The organism is Reyranella sp. (genome assembly GCF_052439685.1).
Taxonomy (GTDB): domain Bacteria; phylum Pseudomonadota; class Alphaproteobacteria; order Reyranellales; family Reyranellaceae; genus Reyranella.
Window position 1 is genome coordinate 210,206 of record NZ_JBQVQG010000002.1, and the last position, 14,519, is coordinate 224,724.

The 14,519-nt window shown below is 65.9% G+C and carries 12 protein-coding genes; 5 read left to right on the top strand and 7 right to left on the bottom strand.

Features of this window, described 5'->3' with window-relative positions:
* Positions 1–249 precede the first annotated feature (249 nt).
* Entirely contained in the window at positions 250–3,138 is a 2,889-nt protein-coding gene (locus tag ACT6UX_RS04125) for a DUF4114 domain-containing protein (protein ID WP_444773874.1), read from the top strand.
* A 62-nt stretch (positions 3,139–3,200) separates the two neighbouring features.
* Positions 3,201–3,980 carry an SDR family NAD(P)-dependent oxidoreductase gene (locus ACT6UX_RS04130; RefSeq protein ID WP_444773875.1) on the top strand — a complete coding sequence of 260 codons (780 nt, stop codon included), beginning with the start codon at positions 3,201–3,203 and terminating at the stop codon, positions 3,978–3,980.
* A gap of 39 nt (positions 3,981–4,019) precedes the next feature.
* Here the strand turns inward: ACT6UX_RS04130 and ACT6UX_RS04135 are convergent, their stop codons facing one another.
* The 4 genes from ACT6UX_RS04135 to ACT6UX_RS04150 form a co-directional block, all read right to left on the bottom strand.
* Entirely contained in the window at positions 4,020–4,808 is a 789-nt protein-coding gene (locus ACT6UX_RS04135) for an exodeoxyribonuclease III (RefSeq protein ID WP_444773876.1), read from the bottom strand.
* Between the two features lie 39 nt (positions 4,809–4,847).
* The gene (locus ACT6UX_RS04140; RefSeq protein ID WP_444773877.1) at positions 4,848–5,828 is read right to left on the bottom strand and encodes a Bug family tripartite tricarboxylate transporter substrate binding protein; all 981 of its coding nucleotides are present in this window, start codon (positions 5,826–5,828) and stop codon (positions 4,848–4,850) included.
* Between the two features lie 209 nt (positions 5,829–6,037).
* Positions 6,038–6,370, bottom strand: a complete 333-nt coding sequence (gene erpA / locus ACT6UX_RS04145; protein ID WP_444773878.1) for an iron-sulfur cluster insertion protein ErpA — start codon at positions 6,368–6,370, stop codon at positions 6,038–6,040.
* 49 nt (positions 6,371–6,419) lie between these two features.
* The gene (locus ACT6UX_RS04150) at positions 6,420–7,316 is read right to left on the bottom strand and encodes a DMT family transporter (protein ID WP_444773879.1); all 897 of its coding nucleotides are present in this window, start codon (positions 7,314–7,316) and stop codon (positions 6,420–6,422) included.
* A gap of 72 nt (positions 7,317–7,388) precedes the next feature.
* Between ACT6UX_RS04150 and ACT6UX_RS04155 the strand changes: the two genes are divergently transcribed.
* The 3 genes from ACT6UX_RS04155 to ACT6UX_RS04165 are packed head-to-tail and all read left to right on the top strand — an operon-like array spanning position 7,389 to position 11,710.
* Positions 7,389–9,632: a CHASE2 domain-containing protein gene (locus ACT6UX_RS04155; protein ID WP_444773880.1), complete on the top strand. Its 2,244-nt coding sequence runs from the start codon at positions 7,389–7,391 to the stop codon at positions 9,630–9,632.
* On the top strand, positions 9,613–10,533 hold the full coding sequence (locus ACT6UX_RS04160; protein WP_444773881.1) for a glutamate cyclase domain-containing protein: 921 nt from the start codon (positions 9,613–9,615) through the stop codon (positions 10,531–10,533). Before ACT6UX_RS04155 ends, ACT6UX_RS04160 begins: the two co-directional genes overlap by 20 nt.
* Before the next feature lie 10 nt (positions 10,534–10,543).
* Positions 10,544–11,710 carry an acyl-CoA dehydrogenase family protein gene (locus ACT6UX_RS04165; protein ID WP_444773882.1) on the top strand — a complete coding sequence of 389 codons (1,167 nt, stop codon included), beginning with the start codon at positions 10,544–10,546 and terminating at the stop codon, positions 11,708–11,710.
* A gap of 207 nt (positions 11,711–11,917) precedes the next feature.
* Here ACT6UX_RS04165 and ACT6UX_RS04170 read toward each other — a convergent pair whose 3' ends face one another.
* The 3 genes from ACT6UX_RS04170 to ACT6UX_RS04180 are packed head-to-tail and all read right to left on the bottom strand — an operon-like array spanning position 11,918 to position 14,516.
* The gene (locus tag ACT6UX_RS04170; protein WP_444773883.1) at positions 11,918–13,030 is read right to left on the bottom strand and encodes an aromatic ring-hydroxylating oxygenase subunit alpha; all 1,113 of its coding nucleotides are present in this window, start codon (positions 13,028–13,030) and stop codon (positions 11,918–11,920) included.
* On the bottom strand, positions 13,030–13,656 hold the full coding sequence (locus ACT6UX_RS04175; protein WP_444773884.1) for an exopolysaccharide biosynthesis protein: 627 nt from the start codon (positions 13,654–13,656) through the stop codon (positions 13,030–13,032). The genes ACT6UX_RS04170 and ACT6UX_RS04175 overlap by 1 nt, the downstream gene beginning before the upstream one ends.
* Positions 13,653–14,516, bottom strand: coding sequence for an HpcH/HpaI aldolase/citrate lyase family protein (locus ACT6UX_RS04180; RefSeq protein ID WP_444773885.1), 864 nt, complete (start codon positions 14,514–14,516; stop codon positions 13,653–13,655). Before ACT6UX_RS04180 ends, ACT6UX_RS04175 begins: the two co-directional genes overlap by 4 nt.
* Between the last annotated feature and the right edge of the window lie 3 nt (positions 14,517–14,519).

Below are 14,519 nucleotides of genomic sequence, written 5' to 3' on the forward strand. Positions count from 1 at the left end.
ACACCGACTCTTGCGACAAGACGAAGACTCTCGCTGAGATTCCGCGATGCCCATCGACCAGTTCCTTGACCGGCATCGATCAGACGGTGTGAATTTGCCGACCGAACGAAGCGGGGACGACCGGTGATGGTCGATTTCCTGCGGTTGCACCTCTTGAAACTCTTCACTCCAGCGGTGCGATGAATTTCCCTTTTACCTTGCGGCATGACCGCAATGATTTTGTAACGCTTTCGCTTTTCGAGTGCGCCCATGACGACACAGATCGACAACTCGACGTTTCTGCAGGCCACCAGCTATGGCCTGCTACCCGAAAGCACCGTGGAGTCGAGCAGCCTCGAGCAGATCAAGGCAGCGTTCCAAGCTGACCACTCCTCCGGCGACCCGAACGCGTCCCTGATCGTCGCCGTGGTGCTCAACCGCGCCGAGGATGCCTCTTCGATCCTCAATGGCAGCTGGGGCGAGCGCCAGACCGCCATCCAGCAGGCCGATTTCTGGTCGCAGTACGGGGCAGACACGGCGACCTACGATGCGGTCAAGACCGAACTGGTCAATCGTGGCGCGGTGGTTCTGGACACCGGGGGCTACATCTCCACGGCGGAATCGCGGACGATCTGGGTGAAGGTCGACAACGCCGCCTTCCAGAGTATCTTCGGTCAGGAACTGCACGTCCTGAAGGACGCCCAGGACAACAAGATCGCGACCGTGTGGGCCGGTTCGCTCACACTTCCCGATAGCATCGCCACGGATGTCGGCGGCTTCTGGGTCGACCAGAACGTGGCTGCCGTTCCAGTGCAGGTCGGCGGGAGCGGGGTGGTCCTGGAGGAGGGGCAGCAGGGCACGGCCAACTACGACTACGGCCAGGACAAGTACGGCGTCACCGGAACGCCGATGGCCATCGCCGACTACTACAACTATCCGTTGAACGCGAAGGATCTGCAGACGGTCATCGAGACTCCGAACATCGGTCTCGTCGAGCCGCAGCTCGATGACGCGACCTACGAGTCGCTGCTGACGCAGCTGAACGCCTACCGGACGGACATCCTCAAGATCGCCCCGCTGACCCGGGACGAACTGCTCCGAACCATCGCCACCGACGGCAAGGGCTACACCGAGTCGGAAATGACGCTGGACGTCTCGATCGTCTCGGGCGCGGCCCCTACCAGCGACATGATTTTCTACAGCAAGCTGAAGGGTGATGCGACCACCTTCGCGGCGACCCAGCAGGCGATCTGGGACGAGGTCAATAAGCCCGTGGCGCTGACCTCGTCGTTCTCGGACATGGTCCGCTATGCGGCCGACAGCCCCTTCGCGTGGGCCTACGAACAGCTGATGCAGGACGCGGCGCTGCGCAACGTCACCATTGCCATGTCGGCCGGCGATGGCGGCTCGGGCCAGGAATATGCCAACGGCGTCACCAACGGCCGCGACACCCATCTCAACAGCTGGTCGCTCGTGGTCAGTGCGACCTCGCTGTCGCCCATCAACACCGCCATGCTGGATTCCAGCATCGCGACGCTGGTGAGCAATGCGCTGAACCTCGATCCCACCACGTTGTTCGGGTTGGCGCAGTCCGGCCTGAAGGTCTTGCCGACCCAACTGCCGTCGCTCCCGCTGATGCAGCCGCTGGCCGGCGTAGCGGCCCTGACCGAGGCGATCTGGAACCAGTACGTCATCACCAACGGCCAGATGGGGGCGCAGGACTATTCGAGCAACTATTCCGGCTCCGGCGGCGTCGATACCACCCAGGCGATTCCGCAGTATCAGCTCGATTTCGGGCTGATGCCGGTCGACGTCTCCAACGGCAGGACCGGTCGCGGCGTTCCCGATGTGGCAGCGCTCGGCGGCGGCAGCATGTTCTACTACGTGCTGTATTATCTCCAGGGCGACCCGACCTACAGCGCCAATGCCGGCACCAGCTCGGCCACGCCCATGTGGGCTTCGCTTACGGCCCAGATGGACGCGGTCTTCCACGACATCGGCCTGCCCAATCTCGGCTTCTACAACGACATTCTCTATCAGGCCGCCGCGATCTCCCCCGGCGCCTTCAACGATGTGACGCTGGGCAACAACATTTCCAGCTACTTCATCGCCGACAAGGACACGCCCTACGCTATCTTCGACCAGGGGCTGAACGCGTACATCGTGCCCACCGGCCTCGGCTATCAGTCGGGCGAGGGATACGACCTCACGACCGGTCTCGGCACGCCCGATGGTCTGTTGCTCACCCGCGCCCTGGCGACCATCGCCAATCACGAGCTCTACGGCGTGGACGATCGGGTCTTGTCGTCCCACAACACCGTCTCGGGCACCGTGAACACCGACCAGACGCTGCTGGTCCAGTCCACGCTGGCCAACGGAGCCAACGTGGCGGTGAACGGCGTGGGCGCCCTGTTCGAGTTCGGCGGTTCGTCCAGCATCGCCTGGGACGCCCGTCTCGCCGAGAAGGTGATGCAGTTCGATTTCTCGCCGGACCTGGTCCGGCTGCTCGATGGCGCATCGCAGGCCACGCCGGGGTCGATGCAGGTCGCCGCGGGCGAGTTGATGGGCATGTCCTTCAACAATTCGCAAGCCGGGCTGTATCAGGCGAACGATACGAACGACTACGGATTCGTCACCTGGGGTTCCTCGAGCGGCGGCGTGACCGTGGCGCGGCCGGTCGTGGTTGCCGAGACGCCGCTCGGTCAGGACGACGTCAACGCCGTCGTGCGGATCCGCCAGAACGGCGTCTACGACCAGCATCTCACGCTCTATCGTGTGGACGACCTGAGCGGGCACATCGGCGGTCTGGCGCCAGGCGATGCAGGCTATGCCGCCGCCGCCGCCGGGCGCGCCTATTCGGTCGCAGGCGGCGGCACCGTCATAAACGGTCCGGGCTACGGGCAGTTCTCGCAAACCCAGATCACCAACGTCGACCGGGGCGATATCATCGCCTTCTCGCTGACATCGCACGGCCAGACCTACTGGGGCTTCTCGGGCGGCAACGAGGTGATCAGCGGCCAGCCGGTGACGCATCTGTGGAGTTACGGCGCTAACACGTTCGGCTTCGAGGACACGTATGGCGGCGGCGACCGTGATTTCAACGACCTGCTGGTCCAACTCGACCTCATGAGCCACGCCGGCAGCGGCTTGCTCGTCTGACGCCGATCGGCGTATCTCAACGGGTGCATCGTTAAGCAACCCGAGGGAAGAGAGACGCCGACATGACCAACGCAAGTATGTTCGACCTCAGCGGCAAGGTGGCCGTGGTAACCGGCGGTAGCCGTGGCATCGGCCGCTCGATCTGCGAACAGATGGCAGCCCACGGCGCGAAGGTCGTGGTGTCGAGCCGCAAACTCCCGGCCTGCGAGGAGGTGGTGAAGGCGATCAAGGACAAGGGCGGTGAGGCCACGGCGGTCGCCGCCAGCATCTCCGACAAGGCCCAGCTCGAGAACCTCGTCGCCGAGGCGCGCAAGGCCTATGGCCGCATCGACATCATGGTCTGCAACGCCGCTTCCAACCCGTATTTCGGCCCGCTCAGCGGCCTGAAGGACGAGGTGTTCCAGAAGATCATGCAGAACAACGTGATGTCGAACCTGTGGCTGATGAACATGATCGGCCCGGAGATGGCCGAGCGCCGCGACGGCGCCTTCATCATCGTCTCGTCGATCGGCGCCCTGGTCGGCTCGGCCCATATCGCGGCCTACAACATGAGCAAGGCCGCCGATCTCTCGCTGGTGAAGTCGCTGGCCATGGAGTGGGGCAAGCACAACATCAGGGTCAACGCCATCGCGCCCGGCCTGATCCAGACAGACTTCGCCAAGGCGCTGTGGGACAATCCGCAGATCCGCGCGGCACAGGAAGGCAAGGCGGCGCTGAAGCGCATCGGCCAGCCCGACGACATCGGCGGCGTCGCGGTATTCCTCGCCTCCAAGGCCGGCAACTTCATCTGCGGCCAGTGCATCATCGCCGACGGCGGCGTCATCGGCGCCGGCGCGGAGTAATGCTCATGGGAGCGCGCCAGTGGCGCGCTCCCTTGACGACTAAGCCGCCACGTCCAGTTCGCACCAAACCGGGACGTGGTCCGACGGTTCGGTCTTGCCGCGTTCGGCCTTGTCGATACCCACCGCGGTGAGGCGGTCGGCGGCTTGCGGGGACAGGAGCAGGTGGTCGATGCGCAGGCCGTTGCCCTTGGGCCAGGCGCCGGCCTGGTAGTCCCAAAACGTGTACTGCTCGCTATCGGGATGGAACGCCCGCACCGCGTCGGTCAGGCCGAGATTGAGCAGCTTGCGGAACGCCGCCCGCGACTCAGGCTGGCACAGTGCGTCGCCGGCGAAGGCCTTCGGATCGAACACGTCCATCTCGGTCGGGCAGACATTGTAGTCGCCGCACAGCACGAACATCTCCTCGCGCGCCAGCAGCTCACGCGCGTGGCCGAGCAGGCGCTCCATCCACGCGAGCTTGTAGGCGAACTTCTCAGTGCCGACCGGATTACCGTTGGGTAGATAGAGCCCGCCGACCGTCAGCGGCCCGCGCGGCGTATAGACCTTTCCCTCGACATAGCGCGCCGGCTCGTCCTCGGCGGCACCGGGCAGGGCGCGCGCCGTCACGTCGAACGCGTGATGGGACAGGAAGGCGACGCCGTTGAAGCCCTTCTGGCCCACGATCGCCGCCTTGTAGCCCGCGGCCTCGACCTCGAGCGTGGGGAACTGCGGCTCCTGCGCCTTGATCTCCTGCAGCACGACGATGTCGGGCTTGGCCTCCTGCAGCCACGCCACCAGATTGCCGGTGCGCTTGCGGACGGAGTTCACGTTCCAGGTCGCGATTTTCATGAGTTCAGGCTGCCTCTCTTCCCGCCCTCATAGCACGCCTCACTCCTGCGGCTCGATCTTCGCCTCCAGCACAACCTGCCGCCATTTCTCGCTGTCGGCGCGCACGAAGGCTGCGAAGTGGGCGGGGCTGTTGTCGGTGAAGGTCTCCAGACCCTGTTCGAGCAGTTTGGCCTGCGCCGTGGGAATAACCGCCCGCACGACGCCGTTGAGGCGATCCACGATCGGACCCGGTGTTTGTGCCGGTCCGAACAGGCCGACCCAGCCGCCGGCATCCATGCCGCGCAGCTCGGGCAGGCCCGATTCGGCCAAGGTCGGCATGTCGGGCAGGGTGGGCGAGCGTTTCAGGGTCGAGACGGCGATGCCCTTGGCCTGTCCACCCTTGATGCGGGCGAGCGCACCGGGGGCGCCGTCGAACAGGAACTGGATGCGACCGGCAGCGAGGTCGAGTTGCGCCGGGCCGCTGCCTCGATAGGGGACATGGACCATGTCGAGGCCGAGGCGCAGCCGTAGCATCTCCATGATCAGGTGGTTGAGGTTGCCCTGGCCGAACGAGCCGTAACTCGTCTTGCCGGGATTGGCCTTCACATAGGCCACGAACTCGGCGGTCGTGCTGACCGGCACGTCGGAGGCGGCGAGCAACACGAGGGCGCCGCGCGCGATACCGGCGATCGGCGTGAAGTCGCGCTCGACGACATAGGGCACGTTCTTCGTCACCCAGGGGCCGCTGGCGATCGGCGAATTGGACGTGAGCAGCAGGGTGTAGCCATTGGGCGCCGAGCGGGCGACAGCGGCGCTGCCCATGATGCCCGAGGCGCCGGCGCGATTGTCGATGACCAGACGCTGTCCGATCTCGGTCGACAGCGGTTCGAGGAGGAGGCGGCCGCTGATGTCGGCGGCATTGCCTGGCGGATAGGGAACCACGAGGGTGACCGGCCGGGAGGGCCATGCCTCCTGCGCTGTCACGGGGAAGGCAAGAAGGCTCGCGGCCGAGAAGGCGAAGGTACGGCGTCCGATGTTCATTGAAGCTCCCTGTCGGCCGGGACGCTACCAGCCTGCCCGACGGGGAAGAAGAAGCCGCAGCCGCAACGCGGACGGGATCAACCGCTTCCCATTCGAATGGGAGGGCCCCGTCTTGCGGGGCGATAGGGTCAGAGTGGTCGTTCGTTCTTCGGCGCTCCCAGACATCGCTGAGCGATGTCTGGCCGATCAGCAGCCGAGCTTCGCTCGGCTCACACGCTGAAAGAGTTGCCGCAGCCGCAGGAGGAGGTGGCGTTCGGGTTCTTCACCTGGAACGCCGAGCCGACCATTTCCTCGACATAGTCAAGCTGACTGCCCTTGAGGAACTCGAGCGAGGTGGCGTCGACCAGGACGGCGGCGCCGTCATGCTCGATGACGAGGTCGTCCTCGTTGCGCGCTTCCTCGAACGAGAAATTGTACTGGAAGCCCGAGCAGCCGCCGCCGAGGACCGCCACCCGCATCATGACGGGCTTGGGCTCCTTGGAGGCCAGGAAGGCGATCCGCTTGGCCGCGTTGGACGTCACGGAAAAGGTGGTGTCGGTCATGCCTACAAGATGTGGTGGGCGAGGCGATTCGTCAATCCCGACAAAAACCCTAGGAGATTGGGGTTTTCCGGAGGGCCCGCGCCCGAACCCGCTCGCGGTGGAGGATGTAGAGGCCGGAGCCGGTGACCAGCGGCAGGCCGTACCACACCGTCCAGGACGGCTCCTCCCTGAACCACAGGTAGCCGTAGGCCATGGCGAGCACGATGGCGGTATAGTCGAACGGCGCCAGGATGGCGGCCGGGGCGAGTCGCCAGGCCCGGGTGATCAGGACCTGCGCGCAGCCGCCCAGCAGGCCAAGGGTGAGCAACCAGACCCAGTCGAGCAGAGGCGGCCACTTCCATTCCGGGATGGCGCAGCCGATCGAGACGACGGTGCCGACGATGGCGAACCAGAACAGCGTCACGACGTCGGGATCGTGGCGGCTGAGTTTGCGGACCAGCACGGTCGAGAGCGCGTAGCAGAAGGTCGCGGCCAGGATGACCAGCGAGACCAGGTGGAACTCGATGGCGAAGGGATCGAGCATGACCAGCACGCCGGCAAAGCCCACGCCGACCGCGGTCCAGCGCCGCCAGCCGACCGGCTCGCCGAGAATCGGCACCGACAGCGCCACCATGAACAGCGGTGCCGAAAAGGAGATGGCATAGGCATCCACGAGCGGCATGCGCGGGAAGGCGTAGAAGAAGCCGAACATGCTGCAGAAACCGATGCCGACCCGTAGCGCCTGCAGGCCGGGCCGGGTGCTGCGCACCACACGCACGCCGCCAGCATGCCAGATCAGCACCGCGACCGGCACGAGGGCCACGGCGCTGCGGAAGACCATGAGCTGGAACGAGCCGTAGGTGCCGCCCAGCCCCTTGACCATCGCGTCCATCGTGCAGAACAGCACGAGCGCGCTCATCTTGAAGTAGATGCCGTGCAGGGCGGTCTGGCTGGGGGCGTGCGGCAAGGTCGCGCTATTTGGCTCGCGCTGCATACTCTGTAAAGTGAAGTTCTCGGGGGATCAGGGGAACGTGGGCGCGTGAGCTGGCTGTTGCGCTGCATCAATTCGCGACGGGCGCCGGTCGTCGTTGCCATGTTCGTGCTGCTGGGCGCGCTCGTGCTGCGCATCGCCGACCCGGGTGCGGTGACGCGCATCCGCGATTTCGCCTTCGACGGCTACCAGCGGATCGAGCCGCGCCGCTACAATCCGGAAACGCCGGTGCGCATCGTCGACATCGACGAGGCGGCGCTGCGGGAATACGGCCAGTGGCCGTGGCCGCGCTCGATCATCGCGAGGCTGGTCGACAAGCTCACCGAGAAGGGCGCGGCGGTCGTGGCCTTCGACGCCGTGTTCGCCGAGCCCGATCGCTCGTCGCCCAGCCGCATGGTGCAGGACCTGGCGGCCTTAACCGATGCCGCGACGCTGGAGAAGCTCGCGGCCGCGGCGCTGGACAACGACAAGCTGCTGGCCGAGGCGATGGCCCGGTCGCGAGTCGTCACCGGCTTCGGCTTCGACCTCAAGGGTACGGGCAATCCGCCGCGCACCTTCCACGGCGTGGCCTTCGCCGGCGACCAGCCCAGCCAGTTCCTGCCGCAACAGGGCGGCACGGTGAAATCCATCGAGATTCTCGAAGCCGCGGCCAAGGGCAATGGCAGCGTCAACACCGACCTCGACACGATCGTGATCCGCCGCGTGCCGATGCTGTTCCGCGTCGCCGGCTACGAGGGGCTGTTCCCGGCGCTGTCGATCGAGGCGCTGCGGGTGGCGCAGGAGGCCTCGTCCTATCTGATCAAGTCGTCGGGGGCGAGCGGCGAGCTGTCGTTCGGCGAGAAGACCGGGATCGTGGCCATCAAGACCGGCAATCTCGAAGTGCCGACCGACGGCCGCGGCCGGGTCATCCTCTACGATACCGGCCCCCGGGCGGAGCGCTTCATCTCGGCCCGCGCCGTGCTGAAGGACGAAGTGCCGGCGGAGAAGCTCGAAGGCCAGGTGATCTTCGTCGGCACCAGCGCCATCGGGCTGAAGGACCTGCGCAACACGCCGGTGCAGGACGGCGTGCCGGGCGTCGAGGTCCATGCCCAGCTCGCCGAGCAGATGATCGAGCAGCGGTTCCTCGCCCGGCCCGACTATGCCGACGGCGCGGAATTCCTCTATCTCGCGGCGGTCGGCCTGCTGATGGTGCTGCTGCTGCCGCGCCTGTCGGCTGGCAAGATGGCCTTCGTCGCCGCGATCCTGATCGGCGCCGGGCTGGTCGTGCCATGGCTCGCCTATTCGCAGTACCACCTGCTGTTCGATCCGATCTATCCGCCGGTGACCCTGGCGGCGATCTATGTCGGCGGCACCTCGCTCGCCTTCATGCGTACCGAGCGGGAGCGGGCAGAGATCCGTGGCGCCTTCGGCATGTACCTGTCGCCCGACCTCGTGGAGCAGCTCGCGCGCAACCCGAGCCTGCTGCAGCTCGGCGGCGAGCAGCGCCAGATCACGGTGATGTTCACCGATGTGCGCGGCTTCACCACCATCTCCGAGCAATTCGATCCGCAGGGGCTGACGCGGTTCATGAACCGCTTCCTGACTCCGATGACCGACCTGATCCTCGGGCTCAAAGGCACGATCGACAAATACATGGGCGACGCCATCATGGCGTTCTGGAACGCGCCGCTGCCGGTCGAGCGCCATGCCGCGCGCGCCTGCGACGCGGCGCTGGCCATGCAGGCAAGGCTGGTGGTGCTGAACGAGGAATGGAAGGCGGAAGCGGAGGCCGAGGGTCGCAAGCACATCCCGGTGAACATCGGTGTCGGGCTCAATACCGGCCCGGCCTCGGTCGGCAATTTCGGCTCGACCCAGCGCTTCACCTATTCCTGCCTTGGCGACGACGTGAATATGGCGTCGCGCCTGGAAGGCCAGTGCAAGACCTACGGGGTCGGCATCATCATCGGCCGCAAGACGCGGGAGGAGGTCGATGACTATGCGACGCTGGAGATCGACCTCGTCACCGTGAAGGGCAAGACCGAGCCCGAGCGCATCCATGCGCTGCTGGGCAATGCCGACCTCGCAAAGGCGTCGGCCCATGCCGCGCTGGTCGAACGGCAGGCGGCGTTCCTGAAGCTCTACCGCTCCGGCGCCTTCGCCGAGGCGCTGGGGATGATCGATACATGCCAGGCGGCCGCCGATGCGGCTGGCTGGCGGCAGACCTATTACGCGATGATGCGCGGCCGACTCGCCGAGCTGATCGACGATTCGCCGGTGGATTGGAAGGGAGTTTATGTCGCCAAGGACAAGTGAGCAGGATCGCCGCCTCGAAGCCATCGAGGCCCTCGTATGCCGCGACGTCGGTCGCAAGACCCAGGCCCTGATCGACGCCAATCGCGGCGGCCTCGCCGGGGCGGCGGCGTCGCTGGCGACGGCCACGCGGGTCGGGCTGATCACGGGCTTCTTCGTGCCGCGTGGCGACGTGGCGGCGCCCGAGACCGACGGGCCCGTGGGCACCGCGCTGCTCGCGGCAGCGCTGGCAGCCTGCGGCGTGCCGGCCCGCATCGCCGTCGACACGCCGAGCGTCGAGGCCGTGCGCTCGGCCGTGCGCGCGACAGAGGAGATGGTGACGGTCGACGAAATCGTGCTGGGGCAGGAGGGCGCCATCGAGGAGACGATCGCGCTCTGGCGGCGGGACCGTCTCTCCCACGTCGTCGCCATCGAGCGCTGCGGGCGCAGCGCCGACGGCAAGCCGCGCAACATGCGCGGGGTCGACGTCTCGCCCTGGACCCTGCCGCTCGATTCTCTGTTCGAGGGCGGGCCATGGGCGAAGCTCGCGGTCGGCGACGGCGGCAACGAGGTCGGCATGGGCAAGCTGCCGGCCGGCCTGATCGCCGAACATGTACCCAACGGTGCCGAGATCGCCTGCGTGACTTCGTGCGACCACCTCGTCGTCGCCGGCGTTTCGAACTGGGGCGCCTACGGGCTGATGGCGGCGCTCGCCGTGCTGCGTCCCGACTGGCGTCCCACGATCGCGAAATTCCTGACCGCGGAACGGGACTTCTTCGTCACCGATTCGATCGTCAAGGAAGCAGGCGCGGTGGACGGCGTGACCGCGCAGCGTGTCGCCACGGTCGACGGATTCGGTCCGGAAATCCACGGTCCGCTGGTCGACCGCCTCGGCCGGATTGCGTGGGGAGAGGGCGCGCATTAGCTTGCGCGCCATGGAAAATCCCTACGCTCCGACGCACCCCGAGATCCGCGACGCCGTTCGCCAGCTCTGCCTGAAGTTCGATGGCGCCTACTGGCGCGAGCTCGACCGCGAGCGGGGTTATCCGACGGCCTTCGTGAAGGCGCTGACCGAAGCGGGCTGGCTGTCGATCCTGATCCCCGAGGAATATGGCGGCGCCGGGCTCGGCATTTCGGCGGCCAGTGCGGTGCTGGAGGAGATCCACAAGGCCGGCTGCAATGCCGCCGCCTGCCATGCCCAGATGTACATCATGGGCACGGTGCTGCGGCACGGCAGCAAGGAGCAGAAGGAACGATACCTGCCCAAGATCGCCACCGGCGAACTGCGCCTGCAGGCGTTCGGCGTCACCGAACCGTCGAGCGGCACCGACACGCTGAGCCTCCGCACCACGGCGGTGAAGAAGGACAACAGCACCTACGTCGTGAACGGCCAGAAGGTCTGGACCAGTCGCGCCGAACATTCCGACCTGATGCTGCTGCTCGCCCGCACCACGCCGCGCGACCAGACCCAGAAGAAGACGGAAGGTCTGTCGGTGTTCCTGGTCGACATGCGGACCGCGCTGGGCAAGGGCCTGACCATCCGGCCGATCCGTACGATGATGAACCACAACAGCACCGAAGTGTTCTTCGACAACATGGAAGTGTCGGCCGAGAACCTGATCGGCGAGGAGGGGCAGGGCTTCCGCTACATTCTCTCCGGCATGAACGCCGAGCGGGTGCTGATCGCCTCGGAGTGCATCGGCGACGGCAAGTGGTTCGTCGAGCGGGCGGTGAACTACGCCAAGGAGCGCAAGCTGTTCGGTCGACCGATCGGCCAGAACCAGGGCGTGCAGTATCCGATCGCGCGCGCCTACACGCAGATCGAGGCGGCCGACCTGATGGTGCGCAAGGCGGCGGCGATGTACGAGGCCGGCATCAACGCCGGCGCCGAGGCCAACATGGCCAAGATGCTCGCGTCGGAAGCCTCGTGGGTGGCGGCCGAGATGTGCGTGCAGACCCATGGCGGCTTCGGCTTCGCCGAGGAATACGATGTCGAGCGCAAGTTCCGCGAGGCGCGGCTCTACACCGTGGCGCCGATCTCCACGAACATGATCCTGAACTTCGTCGCCGAGCACGTGCTCGGGCTGCCGCGGTCGTATTAGATCGGAATAGAACGGGTCAGCAGGCTGTTGGAACGGGTTTTTGCAGGTGCCGACGAGAAACATCGACCCACCAACGGTACCAGGATACCTGTTCCAGGGGTGCGACTCTCATTTCGTCTGATTCGTTTATTTCGTTTGTTTCGTTTATTCGCCAAGACTATTCGCCAAGACCCGGCTTTCTCGACGGCCTGTTAGAGACGACGGAAGCTAGGACTCGCCCACGGCCTCGACGATCATCTTCTGGAAGTGGATGACGAGGTGTTCGCTGTTGGTCAGGAAGCGGCCGGTGTCGGGGAGCCCGCCCAGCAGGCCGCGCTGAACCGAATCGGTCAGCGCATCGTCTTCGGCCGCGACCTGCTTGTTGAAGGCGACGAGCGACTTTGCGAACGCCTCACTCACACCAGGACCGAAGAACTGCTCGGAAACACCCCTCGTCGCGTTGGGCCCGTCCGGCGTCCACACGTCGATCGACAGGTTGGGAAAGCCCGGATTGATGTTGATGGTCACGTTCGGCCACAGGAAGTGATACTGCGACTGCGTCACCGCACCCGACACGTCGTACAGTTCGATCTTCGCCTTGCCGGCGAGCGCCGCCGGTCGCACCGGTCCGGTCTGGCTCGAGAAATAGCCGTGCGTCTTCAGCGTGTAGACATCCGGGCGCACGTCGATGGCGGCGTTGAAGCCGGGATGGGCGACGGCGCAGTGGTAGCATTCGAGATAGTTCTCGAGCATCGTCTTCCAGTTGGCGTTCGACTGCCATTCCTCGCGGCTGTAGGGCACGAGCGTGTCGAGCACGACGCCGCTCTCGGCGATCAGGTTCAGCACCGGCCCGTAGCGGGACGCGGCCGTCGGTGCCTCGGGGTCGAGGTTGACGAAGACGAACGGGCCCAGAGCCTCGGCGCGGATCGGCAGCAGGGGAAAGTCGGCGAGACTGAAGTTCGGCTCCGACTGCGAACGCGGCACGCGCTTGAGGCCGCCGTCGAGATCGTAAGTCCAGGCGTGGTAGCCGCATTGCAAGCTCTTGGCATTGCCGCGACCCTTCATGACTTCGTGCCGGCGATGGCGGCAGACGTTCACGAAGCCGGCCAGGCCCTGCTCGTTGCGCAGCACGACGACGGGCACCCGGCCGGCATAGCCGGTTACGTAGTCGCCGATCTCTTTCAACTGCGAGAGCGGGCCGATGTAGTTCCAGCTCTTGCGGAAGACGTGCGCGATCTCCCGTTCGGTGATCGAGGGATCGGTGTACCAATGTGCCGGCAGCGATTCTCCCCGGTCGAGGGCGGCAAGCAGGCTGCGGGAAGTGTCGACATGGTTCGTCATCAGTCGAACATGGCGGCCCGCAGCGTCGAAATTGCGGCTGAGATGGCGGCGTGGCCGACCATCAGGAGGAACACGGTCCAGCAGGCAGTGACCCCCGTCATCGCCCAGCCGAACATCGCCATCACGCCGTCATCCTCGATCAGGGCGAAGCAGAAGAACAGAATCGCCCAGGCCGGGAAGAAATTATCGAAGGGGATCGGCAGGGCGAGAATCAGCACGTCGATCGACAAAGCGACGAGCAGCAGCCGGCGCGGCACGCCGTTCACCCATCCCTCGTAGCGTGCATGCACGGTGTTCTCGAGCCAGCGGATGAAGCGCCGCGCGCGGTTCAGGAAATCCTGCAGCTTGCCGCGCGGCAGGCCGCGCTTGCCGATCGTGGCGGGCAGGCACGGGACGGGATGGCCGGCGAAGTATTGCGCGAGCACATAGAGCATCGGCACGCCGGTGATCGTCGACAGCCAGGGAATTCCCGACGGGATGATGTTCGCGATGTTGATCGCCAGAACCGCGAAGGCGTAGGAGCGGCCTTCGAACCCTTCGAGGAATTCGTTCAGCGAGAGGACCGAATTGCGGTCCCCCGCGAACAGCCGGTCGAGGGTCGCGAGGAGGCCGAAATTGTCCTTCATCCCCCTTTCCGAGAGACCAGGCGGCGCGCCAGGACGAGATGCGGCTTGTCCAGCATCTTGCCGTCCATCGTGAGGACGCCGGCACCGGGATTGCCCTCGAACGTCGCAATGACCCGGTTGGCCCAGTCGATCTCGGCCTCGGTCGGCGTGAAGACCTCGTGGATGATGGCGACCTGGTCGGGATGGATGGCGATTTTGCCGCCATAGCCCATGCGCCGCGCGTCGTGCGCCTCGGCGCGCAACCCCTCGACGTTGCGGATGTCGGGATAGACCGTGTCGTAGGCGGTGACGCCGGCCGCGACCGAGGCCATCAGGTTGACCGTGCGCGCCATCTTGAACGTGTCGTCGTAGACGCCGGGCGAGGGGCCCTTCGCCAGCGCGCCGAGATCGGCCATCAGGTCCTCGCCGCCCCAGGAGTGACCGATCAGGCGGGCGTGCCTGGCCGGCGCGGCGGTGAGGGCCAGGATCGCCGCCGCGCTCTCGGTGGCGATGGTCAGGATACGGGTCGCTCCGGCTTCGATGTCCTCGCGCGCTTCGAGCGCGTCGAGATAGTTCGACAGAAGGTCGAGATCGGCCTGGCCGACGCATTTCGGGAACACGATGCCGTCGGGCTTGCCCTGCATGACGGTGGCGAGGTCACCCAGCGTCAGGCCGGTGTCGAGCGCGTTGACGCGGACGTAGAGCTTCGGGCCGGCGCGGTCGGCGCCGTTCAGATAGGCCAGCGCCATGTCGCGCGCGACGGTCTTGCGGTCGGTGGCGACCGAATCCTCGAGGTCGAGGATCAAGCCGTCGGCGCCGGAGGCGGGGCCCTTGGCGAGCTTGCGCTCGGAATCGGCGGGAACGAACAGGAAGGATCGCATCGG